Annotated in this window: 14 protein-coding genes and 1 pseudogene; 9 read left to right on the forward strand and 6 right to left on the reverse strand. The window is 62.7% G+C overall.

All coding sequences use genetic code 11. From position 1 onward, the window contains the following. Window positions 1–167: 167 nt before the first annotated feature. Window positions 168–488, reverse strand: a complete 321-nt coding sequence (locus NE850_RS20635; protein ID WP_007182019.1) for a hypothetical protein — start codon at window positions 486–488, stop codon at window positions 168–170. A 229-nt stretch (window positions 489–717) separates the two neighbouring features. Here NE850_RS20635 and ompR point away from each other — a divergent pair, with 229 nt between their 5' ends. The 4 genes from ompR to NE850_RS20655 all read left to right on the forward strand — a co-directional run bounded on the left by ompR (window position 718) and on the right by NE850_RS20655 (window position 4,255). Then, a complete protein-coding gene (gene ompR, locus NE850_RS20640) occupies window positions 718–1,467 on the forward strand; it encodes a two-component system response regulator OmpR (RefSeq protein ID WP_405044875.1) in 750 nt (249 codons plus the stop codon). Between the two features lie 101 nt (window positions 1,468–1,568). Beyond that, window positions 1,569–2,918, forward strand: a complete 1,350-nt coding sequence (locus tag NE850_RS20645; protein WP_007182020.1) for an ATP-binding protein — start codon at window positions 1,569–1,571, stop codon at window positions 2,916–2,918. Between the two features lie 185 nt (window positions 2,919–3,103). Next, window positions 3,104–3,652 (forward strand): peroxiredoxin, encoded by a 549-nt coding sequence (locus tag NE850_RS20650; protein WP_007182021.1) that lies wholly within the window; start codon window positions 3,104–3,106, stop codon window positions 3,650–3,652. 78 nt (window positions 3,653–3,730) lie between these two features. Next, the gene (locus NE850_RS20655) at window positions 3,731–4,255 is read left to right on the forward strand and encodes a carboxymuconolactone decarboxylase family protein (RefSeq protein ID WP_007182022.1); all 525 of its coding nucleotides are present in this window, start codon (window positions 3,731–3,733) and stop codon (window positions 4,253–4,255) included. A gap of 58 nt (window positions 4,256–4,313) precedes the next feature. On the opposite strand, the gene ispF is transcribed toward NE850_RS20655, so the two are convergent. Next, window positions 4,314–4,793, reverse strand: coding sequence for a 2-C-methyl-D-erythritol 2,4-cyclodiphosphate synthase (gene ispF, locus NE850_RS20660; RefSeq protein ID WP_007182023.1), 480 nt, complete (start codon window positions 4,791–4,793; stop codon window positions 4,314–4,316). Between the two features lie 45 nt (window positions 4,794–4,838). After that, on the reverse strand, window positions 4,839–5,552 hold the full coding sequence (gene ispD, locus NE850_RS20665) for a 2-C-methyl-D-erythritol 4-phosphate cytidylyltransferase (RefSeq protein ID WP_007182024.1): 714 nt from the start codon (window positions 5,550–5,552) through the stop codon (window positions 4,839–4,841). 121 nt (window positions 5,553–5,673) lie between these two features. Between ispD and mfd the strand changes: the two genes are divergently transcribed. From mfd to mscL, 4 genes are all read left to right on the forward strand, one after another. Further along, the gene (gene mfd / locus NE850_RS20670; RefSeq protein ID WP_007182025.1) at window positions 5,674–9,156 is read left to right on the forward strand and encodes a transcription-repair coupling factor; all 3,483 of its coding nucleotides are present in this window, start codon (window positions 5,674–5,676) and stop codon (window positions 9,154–9,156) included. A 164-nt stretch (window positions 9,157–9,320) separates the two neighbouring features. Further along, window positions 9,321–10,571 carry an acetylornithine deacetylase gene (argE, locus tag NE850_RS20675; protein ID WP_310699355.1) on the forward strand — a complete coding sequence of 417 codons (1,251 nt, stop codon included), beginning with the start codon at window positions 9,321–9,323 and terminating at the stop codon, window positions 10,569–10,571. 54 nt (window positions 10,572–10,625) lie between these two features. Further along, window positions 10,626–11,660 carry a pyridoxal-phosphate dependent enzyme gene (locus NE850_RS20680; RefSeq protein ID WP_007182027.1) on the forward strand — a complete coding sequence of 345 codons (1,035 nt, stop codon included), beginning with the start codon at window positions 10,626–10,628 and terminating at the stop codon, window positions 11,658–11,660. 89 nt (window positions 11,661–11,749) lie between these two features. Next, on the forward strand, window positions 11,750–12,196 hold the full coding sequence (mscL, locus tag NE850_RS20685) for a large conductance mechanosensitive channel protein MscL (RefSeq protein WP_007182028.1): 447 nt from the start codon (window positions 11,750–11,752) through the stop codon (window positions 12,194–12,196). Between the two features lie 116 nt (window positions 12,197–12,312). On the opposite strand, the pseudogene NE850_RS20690 reads toward mscL, so the two are convergent. The 3 genes and pseudogenes from NE850_RS20690 to NE850_RS20700 form a co-directional block, all read right to left on the reverse strand. Continuing rightward, window positions 12,313–14,282 (reverse strand): annotated as a pseudogene (locus NE850_RS20690) (response regulator). 81 nt (window positions 14,283–14,363) lie between these two features. Continuing rightward, window positions 14,364–14,867 (reverse strand): response regulator, encoded by a 504-nt coding sequence (locus tag NE850_RS20695; protein ID WP_007182030.1) that lies wholly within the window; start codon window positions 14,865–14,867, stop codon window positions 14,364–14,366. Between the two features lie 87 nt (window positions 14,868–14,954). Next, on the reverse strand, window positions 14,955–16,565 hold the full coding sequence (locus NE850_RS20700; RefSeq protein ID WP_310699356.1) for an ATP-binding protein: 1,611 nt from the start codon (window positions 16,563–16,565) through the stop codon (window positions 14,955–14,957). 400 nt (window positions 16,566–16,965) lie between these two features. Between NE850_RS20700 and NE850_RS20705 the strand changes: the two genes are divergently transcribed. Beyond that, window positions 16,966–17,460 carry a hypothetical protein gene (locus NE850_RS20705; protein ID WP_007182032.1) on the forward strand — a complete coding sequence of 165 codons (495 nt, stop codon included), beginning with the start codon at window positions 16,966–16,968 and terminating at the stop codon, window positions 17,458–17,460. Window positions 17,461–17,603: the final 143 nt, after the last annotated feature.

Below are 17,603 nucleotides of genomic sequence, written 5' to 3' on the forward strand. Positions count from 1 at the left end.
TTGACGGGGGTCATGGAACAGGCATTCGAGCGTGCCATGCGTGCACAACGCGTTCGCATTGACGACTCAACGGCAGACGGGACGGGAGGTTGACCTTGGAAATGCAACGATTTTTTCACGCACAGGGAAGAAGCGTGGAACACGTGCCGGGACGGGCACGAAAATGGCTACCGCTTATAGAGTTCGCGGACAGCGTCTTCGATATGCTGCCGTAACAGACGTCGTTCGTCGGGCGTCATATGGCCATCACGACGGCGTTGATCGAGATCGGGGGGAACTGCAGTGCGCAAGATCGCGTCTGATGCGGGACGTTCGGCGGCGGGGTCGCGGCGATTCGGCTTGCCTGACTTGGGGGCATGCTCGCTCGCAGCTCTGCTGGCGGAAGGCTGGGCATGGGCGAGCGTTGGTCCCAGTGAGCCTGCAAGCGTACCGGCAACCGCCAGTGCAATAACGCTTAGGCGCACATTCGGCCAAACCCCTCCCTTCATGTTGTTCCCTTCGTGGCGCGGCAACCGGCTACCTCAAATGCGTATGCAAACCCCGGTAACGGGCCGGGTACGAGTGTTTTATTCGAGTGAAGTATCCACCGAACAGCCGCATTCAGTAAAGGAGTCTACCTGCCCCCGCTTTACGCCGTGCCACAGTGCGGGTAAATTTTGTAACTGACTGTAACCCGGTAAACGATGCAAACGCGCACCACTTTCTAATCGCGCTAAGATGCCGACCATGGAAACCAAAAACCCCTCGAAAATCCTCGTCGTCGACGACGATCCGCGCCTGCGCGATCTGCTGCGCCGCTACCTCGGTGAACAGGGCTTCAATGTCTATGTCGCCGAGAACGCACCTTCCATGAACAAGCTCTGGGTGCGTGAGCGCTTCGATCTACTGGTGCTCGATCTACTGGTGCTCGATCTGATGCTGCCCGGCGAAGACGGCCTGTCGATCTGCCGCCGCCTGCGCGGCAGCAACGACCGTACGCCGATCATCATGCTCACGGCCAAGGGTGAAGACGTCGATCGTATCGTCGGACTCGAAATGGGCGCTGACGACTATCTGCCCAAGCCGTTCAATCCGCGCGAACTGGTTGCGCGAATCCACGCGGTGCTGCGCCGCCAGTCGCCTTCGGAGTTGCCGGGCGCACCGTCCGAAACGACCGAGGTGTTCGAGTTCGGCGAGTTCGCATTAAATCTCGCCACCCGCACGCTCACCAAGGCCGGCCAGGAAATTCCGCTCACCACGGGCGAGTTCTCGGTGCTCAAGGTGTTCGCGCGTCATCCGCGCCAGCCGCTGTCGCGTGAAAAGCTCATGGAGCTCGCGCGCGGTCGTGAGTACGAAGTCTTCGACCGCAGTCTCGACGTGCAGATCTCGCGTCTGCGCAAGCTGATCGAACCGGATCCGGGCAGCCCGCGTTTCATCCAGACGGTGTGGGGTCTGGGCTACGTGTTCATCCCCGACGGTGCAGCCTGAGTTTGTTCTCGCCTCCAGTGTCGACCGGCGTTGGCGCTTCAGCGCTTACTCTGGTCTCATGCAAGGCCATTGCCTGCTTTGATTTCAGATAAGAAGGGCCCATGCGGATCGACCGGCGCCTCCTGACGCTCGCGTTCGGCGGCCTTTTCTGGCGGACCTTTCTGTTGATCGCGCTGTTGATCGCAGTCAGTCTCGCCGCGTGGTTCCAGAGCTTCCGTGTGATCGAACGCGAGCCGCGCGCGCAGCGCGTGGCATTGCAGCTCGTCGCCATCGTCAAGCTCACGCGTACCGCCCTCCTTTATTCCGATCCCGATTTGCGGCGCGCACTGCTGCAGGATCTGGAAAGCAATGAAGGCGTGCGCGTGTACCCGCGCGAAACCACCGACAAGTACAAACTGCAACCCGACGAATCGCTGAACCGGCTGATCGAACACGACATTCGCGGCCGCCTCGGCGACGACACCGTGATCGCGCAAAGCGTGAACGACATCCCCGGCGTATGGATCAGCTTCAAGATCGACGACGACGACTACTGGGTCGCGCTCGACCGCGATCAACTCGACAACGCCACCGGTTTGCAATGGGCCGGCTGGGGCGTGTTCGCGCTGGCGCTCTCGCTGTTCGGCGCGGCCTTCATCACGAGTCTGGTGAACCGTCCGTTCGCGCGTCTCGCCATGGCCGCGCGCAAAGTCGGCTCGGGGCAGTCGCCGGAGCCGCTGCCCGAGCGCGGCATGGGCGTGGCCGCCGAAACCAATCGCAGTTTCAACCAGATGGTGCAGGATCTCGAACAGCTCGAAGCCGACCGCGCGCTGATGCTCGCGGGCATCTCGCACGATCTGCGCACCCCGCTCGCGCGGCTGCGGCTCGAAACCGAAATGAGCCCGTCGGATCAGGCCACCAAAGACGCCATGGTCGACGACATCGAGCAGATGGACATGATCATCGGCCGGTTCCTCGATTACGCGCGGCCGGTGCAGCGCGTGCCGGAACCTGTCGACCTTTCCGTGATCGCAGGAGAACTGGCCGCGCGCATGCAGAGCGAAGACAGCATGCGGCTGATTACGCGGCTCGCGCCCTCGGCGGTGATCGAGGCGGACGAGACCGACATGCGGCGGGTGGTCGGCAATCTGCTGGAAAACGCGCGCAAGTACGGCTTGAGCGACGGCGACGGCATTCCGCACGTGATTCTCGAAACGCGCGTGTCGCACTCGCGGGTCGAACTGTCCGTGGTCGACGAAGGGCCCGGCATTCCGGAAGACCAACTGGCGCTTGTCACACGGCCGTTCTATCGTGTGAATTCGGCCCGTACCCAGGCGAACGGCACGGGCCTTGGCATGGCCATCGTCCAGCGTCTGGTGGGTCGTTACCGCGGTGCGTTGCGCTTGCGCAATCGCACGCCAGGACCGGGGCTCGAAGTTACCATCGAATTTCCGCTGGCCAAGGGCGTCTGACCGGAACCGGATCAACGCCCTTCTGCGACGGTCTGTCGCGTTGAATAATAACTATCCTGGTATTTAGTTAAAAACTATTGGATTAATAGTTTAATAGATTTATAGTGAATCACGCGTAACGCGCTCGTCAGGACGAGCTGGTAGCCTCAACATGCTGTTTTTCCAACACACGAAGGAGCACTCGCATGAAAACCGTTGGCGATAAAGTCGAAGCGTTCACCGTCACTGCTGCAAAGCCGGGCTTTAACCATCATGAGGAAAACGGCGTCTCGGCGTTCGAAGAGATCACGGAGCAGTCGTTCCCGGGCAAGTGGAAGATCATCTATTTCTACCCGAAGGATTTCACGTTCGTGTGCCCGACGGAAATCGTCGAGTTTGCGAAGCTGGCCAAAGATTTCGAAGAACGCGACGCGGTGCTGATGGGCGGCAGCGTCGACAACGAATTCGTGAAGCTGGCATGGCGCCGTGAGCACAAGGATCTGGACAAGCTGAACCACTACGCGTTCGGCGACGTGAAAGGCGAGCTGATCGACCAGCTCGGCGTGCGTGACAAGGAAGCGGGCGTCGCGTTGCGCGCCACTTTCATCGTCGATCCGGACAACACGATCCAGCACGTATCGGTGAACAACCTGAACGTCGGCCGTAATCCGGAAGAAGTGCTGCGGATTCTCGACGGCCTGCAAACGGACGAACTGTGTCCTTGCAACCGTGCAGTCGGCGGCGCAACGCTCTAAGCCGTGCTGTCTGTCAAAAGCCCGCTAAGCTTGAACAGGCAGCGGGCTTTTTTATCGACAACCTTATAGGAGATCTCAATGGAATTCTTGTCTTCGATTAAGGCGCTTGTGCCTGACTACGCCAAAGACATCCGGCTGAATCTGGATGGGACGATTGCGCGCTCGTCGCTCGAAGGAAATGACGCTGTCGGGGTGGCGCTAGCCGCGGCATTCGCCGCGAAGAGCACGGTGATCGTCGACGCGATCCGCAATGCCGGCGTGCTGTCCCCGGAAGAAGCCAATGGCGCGCTGACCGCCGCTGCGCTAATGGGTATGAATAACGTCTGGTATCCGTACATCGAAATGACGGGCAGCGCGGATTTGAAGTCGCAGCCAGCGCAACTGCGCATGAACGCCTATGCGTCGCACGGTGGCGTGGACAAGCGGCGCTTCGAGATGTATGCGTTGGCGGCGTCGATCATCGGCAAATGCCATTTTTGCGTGAAGTCGCATTTCGACACGCTGGTTGCCGAAGGCATGAGTTCAACCCAATTGCGCGACGTTGGCCGCATCGCCGCGGTGATCAACGCGACCGCGCAGTGTATCGCCGCGGAAGGCAAGTAATCGAGAAATGCGCGCAGTGCAATGCCGTTCCCGCCGCTGCGCGCGTTTGTAGAGCCACTCAGTTTTTGATCAGCAGAACCGCGGCCTGAGCTTCGATACCTTCGCCCCGGCCGAGATAGCCGAGCTTCTCGTTGGTCTTGGCTTTGACGTTGACGCGCTCGATCGGCAAAGCGAGATCGGCGGCGATATTGGCCCGCATGCCCTCAATATGCGGCGCCAGCTTCGGCGCCTGCGCCACCACGCTGCTATCCACGTTGGCGATGGAAAAACCCGCCGCCGTCACGCGCGCAAAACATTCGCGCAGCAGAACCCGGCTATCCGCGCCGGCGAACTTCGCATCGGTATCCGAGAAATGGCGGCCGATGTCGCCCATCGCGGCGGCGCCGAACAGGGCGTCGGTAATGGCGTGCAGCAGCACGTCCGCATCCGAATGGCCGAGCAGGCCGCGCTCATAGGGAATCGTCACGCCACCGATAATCAACGGACGTCCCGGCACCAGCGCATGCACGTCGTACCCTTGCCCAATTCTGAAATCCATATGCGTCAAATCCTCAAGTCCGCTCGTTAAAATTGAAATCGCCGGTCACGAAACCGCTGGCCGGCTCAGAATGGCTTCGGCCAGATCGAAGTCTTCCGGATAAGTCACCTTGAAGTTGCGCAAGCTGCCCTGCACCAGTTTCGGCGCATGACCCAACCATTCGATCGCGCTCGCTTCGTCGGTCAGGTCGTGACCGTCGGCCTGCGCGCGCAGGATCGCCTCGCGCAACATGCCGATGCGGAACATCTGCGGCGTCTGCGCCTGCCACAAGCCGTCGCGCGCCTCGGTGCGGGCAATCCGGCCGTCGGCCGAGTTCGCGTCGATCCGCTTGAGCGTGTCTGCCACGGGCAAGGCCATGATGCCGCCTACCGCGTCGTCCTTCAGCGCGCCGATCAGCGTGCGGATCAGCGCGGGCGTGATGCCGGGGCGCGCAGCGTCGTGCACGAGTACCCAGTCGTCGTCGTGGGCGCCGAACTCGGCAAGCGCGTGCAGGCCGTTGAGCACCGAGGCCTGGCGCGAGGCTCCGCCGCTGCGGCGCACGGCAAAACGCAAGCCGCCGAAGCGGCGCGCGTCGAAATGTGCGTCATCGGGGGCGATCACGACGAGGGTTTGTGCAAACTCGCTGCAGGCGTCGAACGCCGCCAGCGAGTAATGCAACATGTCGCGGCCGGCGACAGTGCGATATTGTTTGGGCATCGCGGCGCCGGAACGGCTGCCGGTGCCTGCGCACGGAATCAGGGCAAATAGACGGGAAGTCACGAGTGCGGATGCCGCGAAGTCAAAGTAAAGGACGGATTTTATAATAGGTCCTTCGCATCCACGCCCCGACACGCGTAAACTTGCCGGTCACGTGTGAGCCTGAGGCCGCTTTTTCTCTTCTATGTCAGACATCGCCGCATCATCGCAGTACTCCCCGCCCGTCGCGCTCGTCAAAGCCGGCCAGCGTTTCGCCTTCGACGGCACGCACGGCTCGTCCGACGCGCTGCTGATCGCCCGCTACCATCTCGCCTATCGCGAGAAGGTGCCGCTGCTCGCGGTCGTGTGCGAAAGCGCTGTCGACGCGCAACGTCTGGCGCAGGAGATCGGCTTCTTTGCGCCCGAGGCCCGCGTACGGCTGCTGCCCGACTGGGAAACGCTGCCTTACGATACCTTTTCACCGCATCAGGATCTGGTCTCGGAGCGGCTTGCCACGCTGCACGATCTCGGCGAAGGCCGTTGCGACATTCTGCTGGTGCCCGCCACCACGGCGCTGTACCGCATGCCGCCCGCCTCGTTTCTCGCGGCTTACACGTTTTCCTTCTCGCAGGGCGAGCGCCTCGACGAAGCGAAACTCAAGTCGCAACTCACGCTCGCCGGCTACGAGCACGTCAGCCAGGTGGTGCGTCCGGGCGAATACTGCGTGCGCGGCTCGCTGCTCGATCTCTATCCGATGGGCTCGCCCTTGCCCTACCGGATCGACCTGTTCGACGACCAGGTCGACTCGATCCGCGCGTTCGACCCGGACACGCAGCGCAGCCTCTATCCGGTGAAAGACGTGCGCCTGCTGCCGGGCCGCGAATTCCCCTTCGACGAAGCCGCGCGCACCGCATTTCGCAGCCGCTGGCGCGAGACTTTCGAGGGCGACCCGAGCCGCGCGTCGATCTACAAGGATATCGGCAACAGCGTGCCGTCCGCGGGCATCGAATATTATCTGCCGCTCTTCTTCGACGACACGGCCACGCTGTTCCATTACCTGCCCGAAGGCGCGCAACTGGCGTTCGTCGGCGATCTCGACGCGGCGATCCGGCGTTTCACCAACGACACGAAGCAGCGCTACAACTTCCTCTCGCACGACCGCGACCGGCCGATTCTGGAGCCGCAGCGTCTGTTCCTGTCGGACGAAGACTTCTTCACGCTCGCCAAGCCGTTCGCGCGGCTCGCGCTGCCCGCCAACGCGGGTGGCGGCTGGTCGACTCCGTTGCCGAACCTGGCAATTGACCGTCACGCGGAAGATCCGGTCGCGGCCTTGCGCGTCTATCTCGACACCACGCCGAACCGCGTGCTGTTCGCCACGGAATCCGCGGGCCGGCGCGAAACGCTGTTGCAGCTGCTCGCCGACAATCATCTGAGACCGGCATCGAGTGACAGTTTCCAGGACTGGCTCCTTGGCGACTCGCGTTTTTCGTTGGGCGTCGCGCCGCTCGCCAACGGTTTTGCCGTCCCCGTCGACGGCATCGCGATCATCACCGAAACCGAGTTGTACGGTCCGCTCGCGCGTCGCGCGGGGCGCCGCCGCCAGGAACAGGCGAGCAACGTCGATTCGATGGTGCGCGATCTGTCCGAGCTGAAACTCGGCGATCCGGTCGTGCATTCGCAACATGGCATCGGCCGTTATATGGGCCTCGTCACGATGGATCTCGGCGAAGGCGAGACCGAGTTCCTGCACCTCGAATACGCCGGCGACAGCAAGCTGTATGTGCCGGTCGCGCAGTTGCACGTGATCTCGCGCTATAGCGGCGCCGATCCGGAAAGCGCGCCGCTGCACTCGCTCGGCTCGGGCCAGTGGGAAAAGGCCAAACGCAAAGCCGCGCAACAGATTCGCGACACCGCAGCCGAGTTGCTGAATCTTTACGCGCGCCGCGCCGCACGTTCAGGCCACGCGTTCGCGCTCGAACCGAAAGACTATGTGAAGTTCGCCGAGAGCTTCGGCTTCGAGGAAACGCCGGACCAGGCCGCCGCGATCGCGGCCGTGATCGGCGACATGACGAGCGGCAAACCAATGGATCGTCTGGTATGCGGCGACGTCGGCTTCGGCAAGACCGAAGTCGCGTTGCGCGCGGCCTTCATCGCGGTCATGGGCGGCAAGCAGGTGGCGCTCCTCTCGCCCACTACGCTGCTCGCCGAACAGCACACGCAAACCTTCACCGATCGCTTCTCCGACTGGCCGGTGCGGATTGCCGAACTGTCGCGCTTCAAGTCGACCAAGGAAGTCAACGCGGCGATCCACCAGATCAACGAAGGCACTGTCGATATCGTGATCGGCACGCATAAGCTGCTTTCGTCCGACGTGCAATTCAAGCGGCTGGGACTCGTGATCATCGACGAGGAACATCGTTTCGGCGTGCGTCAGAAAGAAGCGCTGAAGGCCTTGCGCGCCGAAGTGGACGTGCTCACGCTCACCGCCACGCCGATCCCGCGTACGCTCGGCATGGCGCTCGAAGGCCTGCGCGATTTCTCCGTGATCGCCACCGCGCCGCAAAAGCGCCTCGCGATCAAAACCTTCGTGCGGCGCGAGGAAGACAGCGTGATTCGCGAAGCCATGCTGCGCGAGTTGAAACGCGGCGGCCAGGTCTACTTCCTGCACAACGAAGTGGAGACGATCGAGAATCGCCGGCAGATGCTCGAAACGCTGGTGCCCGAAGCGCGCATTGCGGTCGCGCATGGGCAGATGCATGAACGCGAACTCGAACGCGTGATGCGCGACTTCGTGGCCCAGCGGGCCAACGTATTGCTGTGCACGACCATTATCGAAACCGGCATCGACGTGCCGACCGCCAACACCATCCTGATTCACCGCGCCGACAAGTTCGGTCTCGCGCAATTGCATCAGTTGCGCGGACGCGTGGGCCGTTCGCATCACCAGGCCTATTCGTATCTGCTGGTCCACGATCCGCAAGGGCTGACCAAACAGGCACAACGCCGCCTCGAAGCGATCCAGCAGATGGAGGAACTGGGCTCGGGCTTCTATCTGGCCATGCACGACCTCGAAATTCGCGGCACGGGCGAAGTGCTCGGCGACAAACAGTCGGGCGAAATTCACGAAATCGGCTTCCAGCTCTATACCGACATGCTGAACGACGCCGTGAAGGCGCTCAAGGAAGGCAAGGAGCCGGATCTCACCTCGCCGCTCGCCGCGACCACCGAGATCAACCTGCACGCGCCGGCGATTCTCCCCGCGGACTATTGCGGCGATGTGCAGGAGCGTCTGTCGCTGTACAAGCGGCTGGCTAATTGCGAACACAACGATTCGATCGACAGCATTCAGGAAGAGTTGATCGACCGCTTCGGCAAGCTGCCGCCGCAAGCGCATGCACTGGTGGAGACGCATCGCCTGCGGCTCGCGGCGAAACCGCTGGGCATTCTGAAGATCGATGCCGGCGAAACCGTGATCGGTCTGCAATTCATCCCCAATCCGCCGATCGACGCGATGCGGATCATCGAGATGGTGCAGAAACACAAGCACATCAGGCTCGCAGGCCAGGACAAGCTGCGTATCGAAACGCGCAGCCCCGATCTCGCGGTGCGTGTCGCCACAGTCAAGGAAACCTTGCGCGCGCTCGGCACGCCCAGCCGCGGCACGGCGGCCAGCGTGGCCGCGCGATGACGCCATGCATCGCGGCGGGCTAGCGCCGCGTTAAGAAACGAAGCGCGAAAACGAAGCACGTCTGGCGTTTTTCGTTCATGCTGCGGCGCGCAAACACGCGCCGCCGCGTACGGGCGGCCTTTTTTTTGGGTATGATCGAAAGACTCAAATGCCGGAGTCTTGTCATGTCTCACGTCGCTGAATCAGCGCAGTCCTCTCCGCAGTCGCCCCAATCGCCCGCCTCTACGTCGAATCCCGTTTCACCTGTTTCACTGCCCTGGGTCACGCGTCTCGTCTCGATGGACACGGTCAGCCGCAATCCGAATCTGGGCCTGATCGAATCCGTGCGCGACGAGTTGCGGGCCGTCGGAATCGAGGCCACGCTCACGCACGACCCAAGCGGCAAATGGGCCAACCTGTTCGCGACGATTCCCGCCCATGACGGCGAAACGAACGGCGGCGTGGTGCTCTCGGGCCATACGGACGTCGTACCCGTAGACGGCCAGCAATGGGACAGCGACCCGTTCAAGCCGGAAATTCGCGGCGACAAACTGTACGGCCGCGGCACCTGCGACATGAAAGGCTTCATCGGCGCGGCGCTCGCGCTCGTGCCGGAGATGCAGCGCGCGAAGCTCGCCAGGCCGATTCACTTCGCCCTCTCGTTCGACGAGGAAGTGGGCTGCGCAGGTGCGCCGCTGCTGATTGCCGATCTGCTCAAGCGCGGCGTGAAGCCGGACGGCTGCATTGTCGGCGAGCCGACCAGCATGCGGCCGATCGTGGCGCACAAGGGCATCAACGCTTATCAGTGCTGCGTGCGCGGTCAGGCGGCACACTCGTCGCTCACGCCGAAGGGCTTGAACGCGATCGAGTACGCCGCGCGTCTGATCTGCTACATCCGCGACATGGCCGATCAGTTCCGCGAGCAAGGTCCGTTCGACGAACTGTACGACGTGCCGTTCACCACCGCGCAAACCAGCACCATCGTGGGCGGCAATGCGATCAATACCGTGCCGGCCGAATGCAGGTTCCAGTTCGAATTCCGCAATCTGCCCACGCTCGACCCCGAGCCGATTTTCGCGCGCATCGATCAATACGCACGCGAAACGCTACTGCCGAAAATGTTGCGCGAGCATCCATCGGCGGCGATCGAGATTACGAAGATTGCCGCGGCGCCCGGACTCGATTCGTCTGAACAAGCGGCCATCACGCAACTGGTGCGCGCATTGACCGCCGATCAGGACAAGCGCAAGGTCGCTTACGGCACGGAAGCCGGCCTCTTCTCGCTGGCGGGCATTCCGAGCATCGTCTGCGGCCCCGGCAACATCGAGCAGGCGCACAAGGCCAACGAATTCGTCGCGCTGGATCAGCTGGTGGCGTGCGAGCGCTTCCTGCAGAAATTCATTCACAGCATGTCGGTCGAAGCGCACGCGCACTGAAACCGGCCGGCATAAAAAGAGTCTTACACATACCGCTCCCCGCACGCCCACGCCATGTCAACTGCCGCGCCGCAACACACTGACCATACGATCGACGGCGAGCCGATCCCCACGCTCGACGACATCGCCGCGCAGCATTTTGCGTTGGCGCCGTGGGTGGCTCGAACGCCGGTCTTCGACAGGCTGGACTTTCCGTCGCTGGAAGGCACGCTGGTGAATTTCAAGTTCGAGTTGTTGCAGGCGGCCGGCAGCTTCAAGGCACGCGGCGCCTTCACCAATCTGCTCGCACTCGACGAATCCCAACGCAGCGCGGGCGTCACCTGCGTGTCGGGCGGCAATCATGCGGTGGCGGTCGCGTACGCGGCCATGCGGCTCGGTATCAGCGCCAAGGTCGTGCTGTTTCGCGCGGCCAATCCGGCGCGCGTGGCGCTGTGCCGGCAATATCGCGCCGACATCGTGTTCGCGGAAAACATTGCCGAGGCGTTCGAACTGGTGCGCCGTATCGAGGCTGAAGAAGGCCGCTATTTCGTGCACCCGTTCAACGGCTATCGCACGGTGCTGGGTTCGGCCACGCTCGGTTACGAATGGGCCACGCAAACGCCCGATCTCGAAGCGGTCATCGTGCCGATCGGCGGCGGCGGCCTCGCCGCGGGTGTCGCGACCGCCATGCGGCTCGCGAATCCGCATGTGCATCTCTATGGCGTGGAACCCGAAGGCGCGGACGTGATGGGCAAGAGTTTCGCCGCCAATCACACGGTCAAGATGGGCAAGATGCAGGGCATTGCCGATTCGCTCATGTCGCCGCATACCGAGGAATACAGCTACGAATTGTGCCGCCGTCATATCGATCAGCTCGTCACGGTATCCGACGACCAGTTGCGCGCGGCCATGCTGACCTTGTTCGGACAACTGAAGCTCGCCGTCGAACCGGCCTGCGCCGCCGCCACCGCCGCCTTGCTCGGCCCGTTGCGCGAACAGCTGCAAGGCAAACGCGTGGGCGTTCTGCTGTGCGGCACCAATACCGACCCGGTCACATTTGCCGCGCATATAGAACGCGCGCGGCATAGCGAGTCACTGTTTCCTCAATAAAAGAAACAATCCTCGGTTCCCGGCCAAAAGACTAGCCTATCGTTCTCAGGTTGGTATCATTCGAATATCGACTTCTGGGAGGAACCTCTATGAGCATGGTCAAGGAATTCAAGGAATTTGCCCTCAAGGGCAACGTGATGGATCTCGCCGTCGGTGTGATTATCGGCGGCGCATTCTCCACCATCGTCAATTCAATTGTTAAAGACCTGATCATGCCGGTTGTCGGGCTCGCCACCGGCGGCCTCGATTTTTCCAACAAGTTCATTCGTCTCGGGGAGATTCCGCCTAGCTTCAAAGGCAGCCCCGAGTCGTATAAAGACTTGCAAACGGCGGGCGTTGCCGTATTCGGTTATGGCTCGTTCATCACCGTGCTGATCAATTTCCTGATTCTCGCGTTCATCATTTTCCTGATGGTCAAGTTCATCAACAATCTGCGCAAGCCGGCCGAAGCCGCACCCGCGGAACCGCCGCCCACGCCGGAAGACGTTCTGCTGCTGCGTGAAATCCGCGATTCGTTGAAGAACTCACCGCGTTAAGCATTCCGGCAAATCAGCCGCCGGTAAAAGCAAAAGGCCTGTTGCGATCCGCTCGCAACAGGCCTTATTCATATCGTGAGGCGATGCCGGCAGCGCAATCCGGCAGCACAAATCGCTCAAGCCTCCTTCTCCTTGCGGCTCACCGCGCCTTCGATCATCGTCTCGAGCTGGCCGAAGTTGACTGGCTTGGTCAGATGCGAAGTAAAGCCGGCACTGAGGCAGCGACGCACGTCTTCGTCGGTGCCGAAGCCGGTCAATGCCACCGCGGGCGCGTCCGAGTGCTCGCGGTGGCATTGATGAAGTCGAGGCCGGTGCCGTCGGGCAGACCCACGTCGCTGATCACCAGATCGAAGTTCGTCGATTGAGTCGCGGCCAGCGCGTCGTCCACCCGGCCCACGGTCGTCACCTCATGGCCGAGGCTGCGAATCAGTTGCGCCATGACCTCGGCAGTGTCCACGTGATCTTCGATCAGCAGGATGTTCAGCAGACCGGCCGGATGCACCTCGTCCGGCACCACGACGGGTGAAGTCGCTTCCGGCGGCATGGCCGTCGGCAAGGTGATCGTGAAGGTCGCGCCGCAGTGCGCGCCGGGGCTTTGCGCCGTCACCGTGCCGCCATGCACATCGGTCAACGCCTTCGTGATGGCAAGCCCGAGGCCGAGCCCGCCGAATTGCCGCGTCATGTTCTGGTTGCCCTGCTCGAAGGCGTTGAAGAGTTTGCCGATCTGGTCCGGCTCGATGCCGATGCCCGTATCTTCGACCGCTATCTGCACCTGCATGCGTTCGTCGCGGGTGCGCACATAAATATGGCCGCCGTCCGGGGTGAACTTGGCGGCATTGCGAATCAGGTTCCACAGCATCTGCTGCAGCCGGGCGCGATCGGCCAGCACGTAATGATGCCGGGCGTTCTTGTGGACGTGCACATCCTGCTGCTTGACCTGAATCTCGCTGCGAAACAGTTCGAGCACGCTGTCCATCACGTCGTGCACGTCGACGGTTTCCAGCGACAGCCGCAGCTTGCCGTTCGCCACACGCGTAAGGTCGAGCAGATCGTCGATCAGCCGCGCTTCGAGTTCGACGTTGCGGCGGATCATGCGCACGCTCGCGCGCGCCTGGTCGGGGAGATGCGGGATCATCTCCAGCACGCTGGCGCCAGCGAGCACCGGCGTAAGCGGCGTACGCAATTCGTGCGACAGCATGGCCAGAAAACGGTCTTTGGCGCGATTCGCTTCCTCTGCAGTCTGGCGCGCGGCCTGTTCCGACGCGAGCAACCGTTCGCGCTCCTCGATCGCCTCGCGTTGCGAATGAATGTCGGTGCAACTGCCAAACCATTTGCCGATGTTGCCTTCGGCGTCGCGCATCGCCACCACGCGGACGTCGAACCAGCGGTAATCGCCGTCGTGGCGGCGAATCCGCAACTCGTGCCGGTAGTCGCCGGCGTTGCCCGCCACTGCCTTGAGCCAGCTACGGCGGATCACTTCGCGGTCGTCCGGATGCACGGCGTCGAGCCAGGCAAGACCATACGAACTGCCTTCGGCGAGGCCGGTGTAGTCGTACCACTGCTTCGACAGAAAATCGCAGTCGCCCGCGGCGTTGCAGGTCATGACGAGGTGCGGCAACGCCTCCGACAAGGTGCGGTAATGCTGCTCGCGGTCGCGCAACAGCAAGGCCTCGTCCGACGCTCGCTGCAAGCGCACTTGCGAGAGCACCCGTTCGACGGCTTCGGGAAGGTAGTCGAGGTAATCGCCCGATTTCGGCACCACGTCGGACACGCCCGCGCGCAACGCTTCGATGACACGCGACTCGTCGGTGAAACCGGTCACGAGAATGGCGGGAATCCGCACGCCTTCAGCGCGCAAATGGCGAAAGAAGTCGAGACCGGTCTCGGGTCCACTGAGTTGATAGTCGAGCACCAGCAAATCGGGGCCGCCGCCCGCGAGCCGCTCACGGGCCGCGTCGACGCCGGCGCAGATCGCGACCCGGCAGCCGGCGCGTTCGAGCGACTTGCGCGCGAGCCGCAGGATGCCTTCGTCGTCATCGACGACCAGCACATATGCGGCATGCTGCGTGGACACTTCTTCGGTCATGCGAAGTCTTCTCTGGCTAGGGTCAGCAAGTGGTCTATCCTGTCACGAGCGGCTTTCGGCCGCCTTCATGCGGGCCCTCCATCACGGCCCCGAGAAGCGATGGCCCGAGGGCAGCTTGACCACCTGCAGGAAAAACCCGAGGCGGCGCACGGCTTCAATGAACGCATCGTATTCGACCGGCTTGGTAATGTAGACGTTGCAGCCGAGTTCGTAGCAGCGCGCGATCTCTCGCGGGTCGTCGGTCGTGGTCAATACGATCACCGGCACGGCGGCCGTCTGCGGCGACTCTTTCAGACGCCGCAAAACCTCGAAGCCGTCCACCCGCGGCATTTTCAGATCGAGCAGCACGACGAAATTCATCAGATCTTCGCGGGGCGGGTAGGCGTTGGCCGCGGGCGCGGTAGCAGAACTCGCGGCGGCGTCCGCCGGCGCCGGGCCGAAGAAATAATCGAGTGCCTGCTGGCCGTCATGAAAACGCACGAACCCGTTCGAAATGCCGGCACGGCGCAGATTGCGCTCGACGAGCGTGGCGTGGCCGTCGTCGTCTTCGATCAGCACGATGCTGACCGTTTCCCCGTGACTCATATGCTCTCCGTGCTGAACGATTCGTTGATGCCTGCCGCTCGTGATTATCCGCGCTGCCGCCGCATCTGCCGCATCTGCCGCTTCTGTTCAGAGGCGTGCGGGTTGCTCCGGCAACACCACGAAAAAAGTCGAACCCGCGCCTTCCGCCGACTCGACCCACACGCGGCCGCCGTGCCGCTCCACCGTGCGACGCACCACCGCGAGACCGATGCCGTCGCCGTTGGCGATGTCGCCGTGCAGGCGCTGAAACGCCCGGAACACCTTCGACATGTAGGCAGCCGGAATGCCGAGGCCATTGTCACGCACATAATACGTGCGCATGCGTACCGTGCGCGGCTCCGTCTCCTCGACCGGTTCGGGTTCCAGCGCGCCGACTTCGATACGCCCCTTGCGCGCCGGGTCGAGATAATTCAGCGCGTTGCCGATCAGGTTGCTGAAAATCTGCTCGATCGCGCCCGGGTCGCCCCATGCGGGCGGCAAGTCGCGCACGGTCACCACGGCCGCGCGCTGCCCGATCACGCCCTGCAGCGCGTCGACCACCCGCCCCACCACGCGCCCCACGCTCACACGCTGCCACTGATATTCGAGCCGGCCGGCACGCGAAATCCGCAGTAGCGCCTCGATGATCGCAGCGGCCTGCGTGACCGCGGCACGCAAATACTGCAGTGATTCGCGCACGTCGCCATCGAGAATATGCACCATGCGCCGATGTTCGGCTTCCGGCAACTTCGCGGCCTCGACCACGCTGTCCAGTTCTTCGCAAGAGACCTGCAATTCCTTTGAGAAACCTTGCAGATTCACCAACGGCGAGCGCAGATCGTGCGACACGCTGTAGATGAACATTTCATTGTCCTGCGTCTCCTGACGCAACTCCTCGTTGACGCCTGCCAGTTCCCGCGCGCGCGCTTCGAGCCGCATTTTCAGCATAGCCTGCTCGGCTTCGGCCTCGCGCAAACGCTCGCCGGTCTGATGCAGCACGGTGTCAAGCGCGGCAATTTCGTCGCTGCCGGAGAGCGGCGCGGCGAGCGTGCGACCGCCGCCCAGGCGCTCGGCGTTGTCGGTCAACACTTCCAGCCGGCGACCTATGCTGCGCGCAAATACCACCGCGGTGGCCGCCCAGATCAGCATTGAGCCCAGCACCGCGCCGATCAGCGCATATTGCTGACGCGCCCGACGCCGCGCCAGCGCCGCCGAGCGCTCGGCGTCGAGCCGCGACGCTTCATTGCCGAACGCCGCGAGTTCGTCGCGAAACAGCGCGATCTGCCGCGGCAACGCGCCGGTTTCCTGCGCGGCAAACGGATTCGGGCTACGCCCCGCATGCAGCGCCTGCGAGATCGCGACCGTCTGCACACGATAGGCGTCGATTGCACGCTGCATCTCGTGCACGCGTTCGACCTGCTGCGGCGTATCGGCGACCAGCGCCTCGAGCTTCGACAGACGGTCGCCGAGATCGACCCACACGGTGTGACGGTCGATCAACGACGCGTCGCCGATCACCATGCCCGTGCGAACCCGCGCAGCCTGACGCAGCAGCGGATCGACGATAGCCGACGACTGATAGAGAATCTGCTTGCTGTTGGCGACCCACTGCGCGGCCTGCGCAGTCTGCTCCTGGGTATCGAAGACGACGCCGAGAAGCGCCAGCTCGACCGCGCTCGGCACGGCAATCAGCAGCAGACCCTTCGTGAATAGTTTCATGTTCGCCCGAAGCGTCGCAGGGGTCACTCAGGCCGCGCCGCTCGCGAACCCGGCCACGCCGTGCCGCCCTGGCGGCCTTTGCGGTGACGGAATCGGCGAGCACGGCGCAGTGCAGCCGGACGGGCCATTATCGACGTGAATGGGAGATATTTCAACGTAGCGGCAAGATGCGCTCGCCCACACAAAAATGACTTTTTTATTGGGCTAAGATGTTTTTTCCGCGTCTCGTGCGTCTATGATGGAGACAGATGTGCTGGGAAGCGAAAGCGCGCGGCGAGGCGGTTCGGCATGATTCGTGCGGGAGGCGGTGGGGCGGCGCAGTCGTCGAATCACCGTGAATCCGGCCTTGTCGTATGCTATAAAAGATCGACGTGCGGCGCGCGAAGCCGGGAGTGGTCGCATGAGGACGCTGCGTTTCTTGCAATTCTTTTTCAGGCGAATTTTTATGTCCTTCCCGAAAAAGCGTAGACGCGCGAAGGTGGACGGCGATGAGTCGTTCCTCGCGGTACTACGACATTTCAAGCCGTTCGGCCAGCTCGACACCAAGATTGCGCGCGCTCGCGCGCAAGACGAGCCAGTCCTTTATGCGCACGCACTGCCTGGGCTCGACGTCCTCCTGTGCAGTGTGCGTGGGGCGCAGCCGCCCTATCCCGCACCCGCCGAGTTGCGGCGCCGCTGTATCGAATCCATTACCAATGCACTGGAGCAGCCGCTCGACGGGCTCGAGAACGGCGGTTACTGGTACGAGGCGGATGGCTTTGGCTTCCTGGTGTTTGCCAGCCGGGCTCGCGGCAAGATCCTCACGGAATTCGGTGCGACCCGCATTGGCGGCACCCGTCGCGGGGTTCGTCGTCAGGACGCGGCTGGAGATGCGGCTCCGCGATCCCTGCGGTAAGTAAGCCCTAAGCCCGAGCCCCCCACGCAACCGATATTCATGCTCGCAACGCCAGCGCCGGTTCGCAGAGTCGGGCAGGCGGCGTTGCTTTATTCCGTTGCCGCAGTGCCTTCCCTCATTTCACTCGACTTCTGACGCGCGCT

The sequence above is a fragment of the Paraburkholderia sp. USG1 genome (assembly GCF_031570135.1).
GTDB classification, from domain to species: Bacteria; Pseudomonadota; Gammaproteobacteria; order Burkholderiales; family Burkholderiaceae; genus Paraburkholderia; species Paraburkholderia dioscoreae.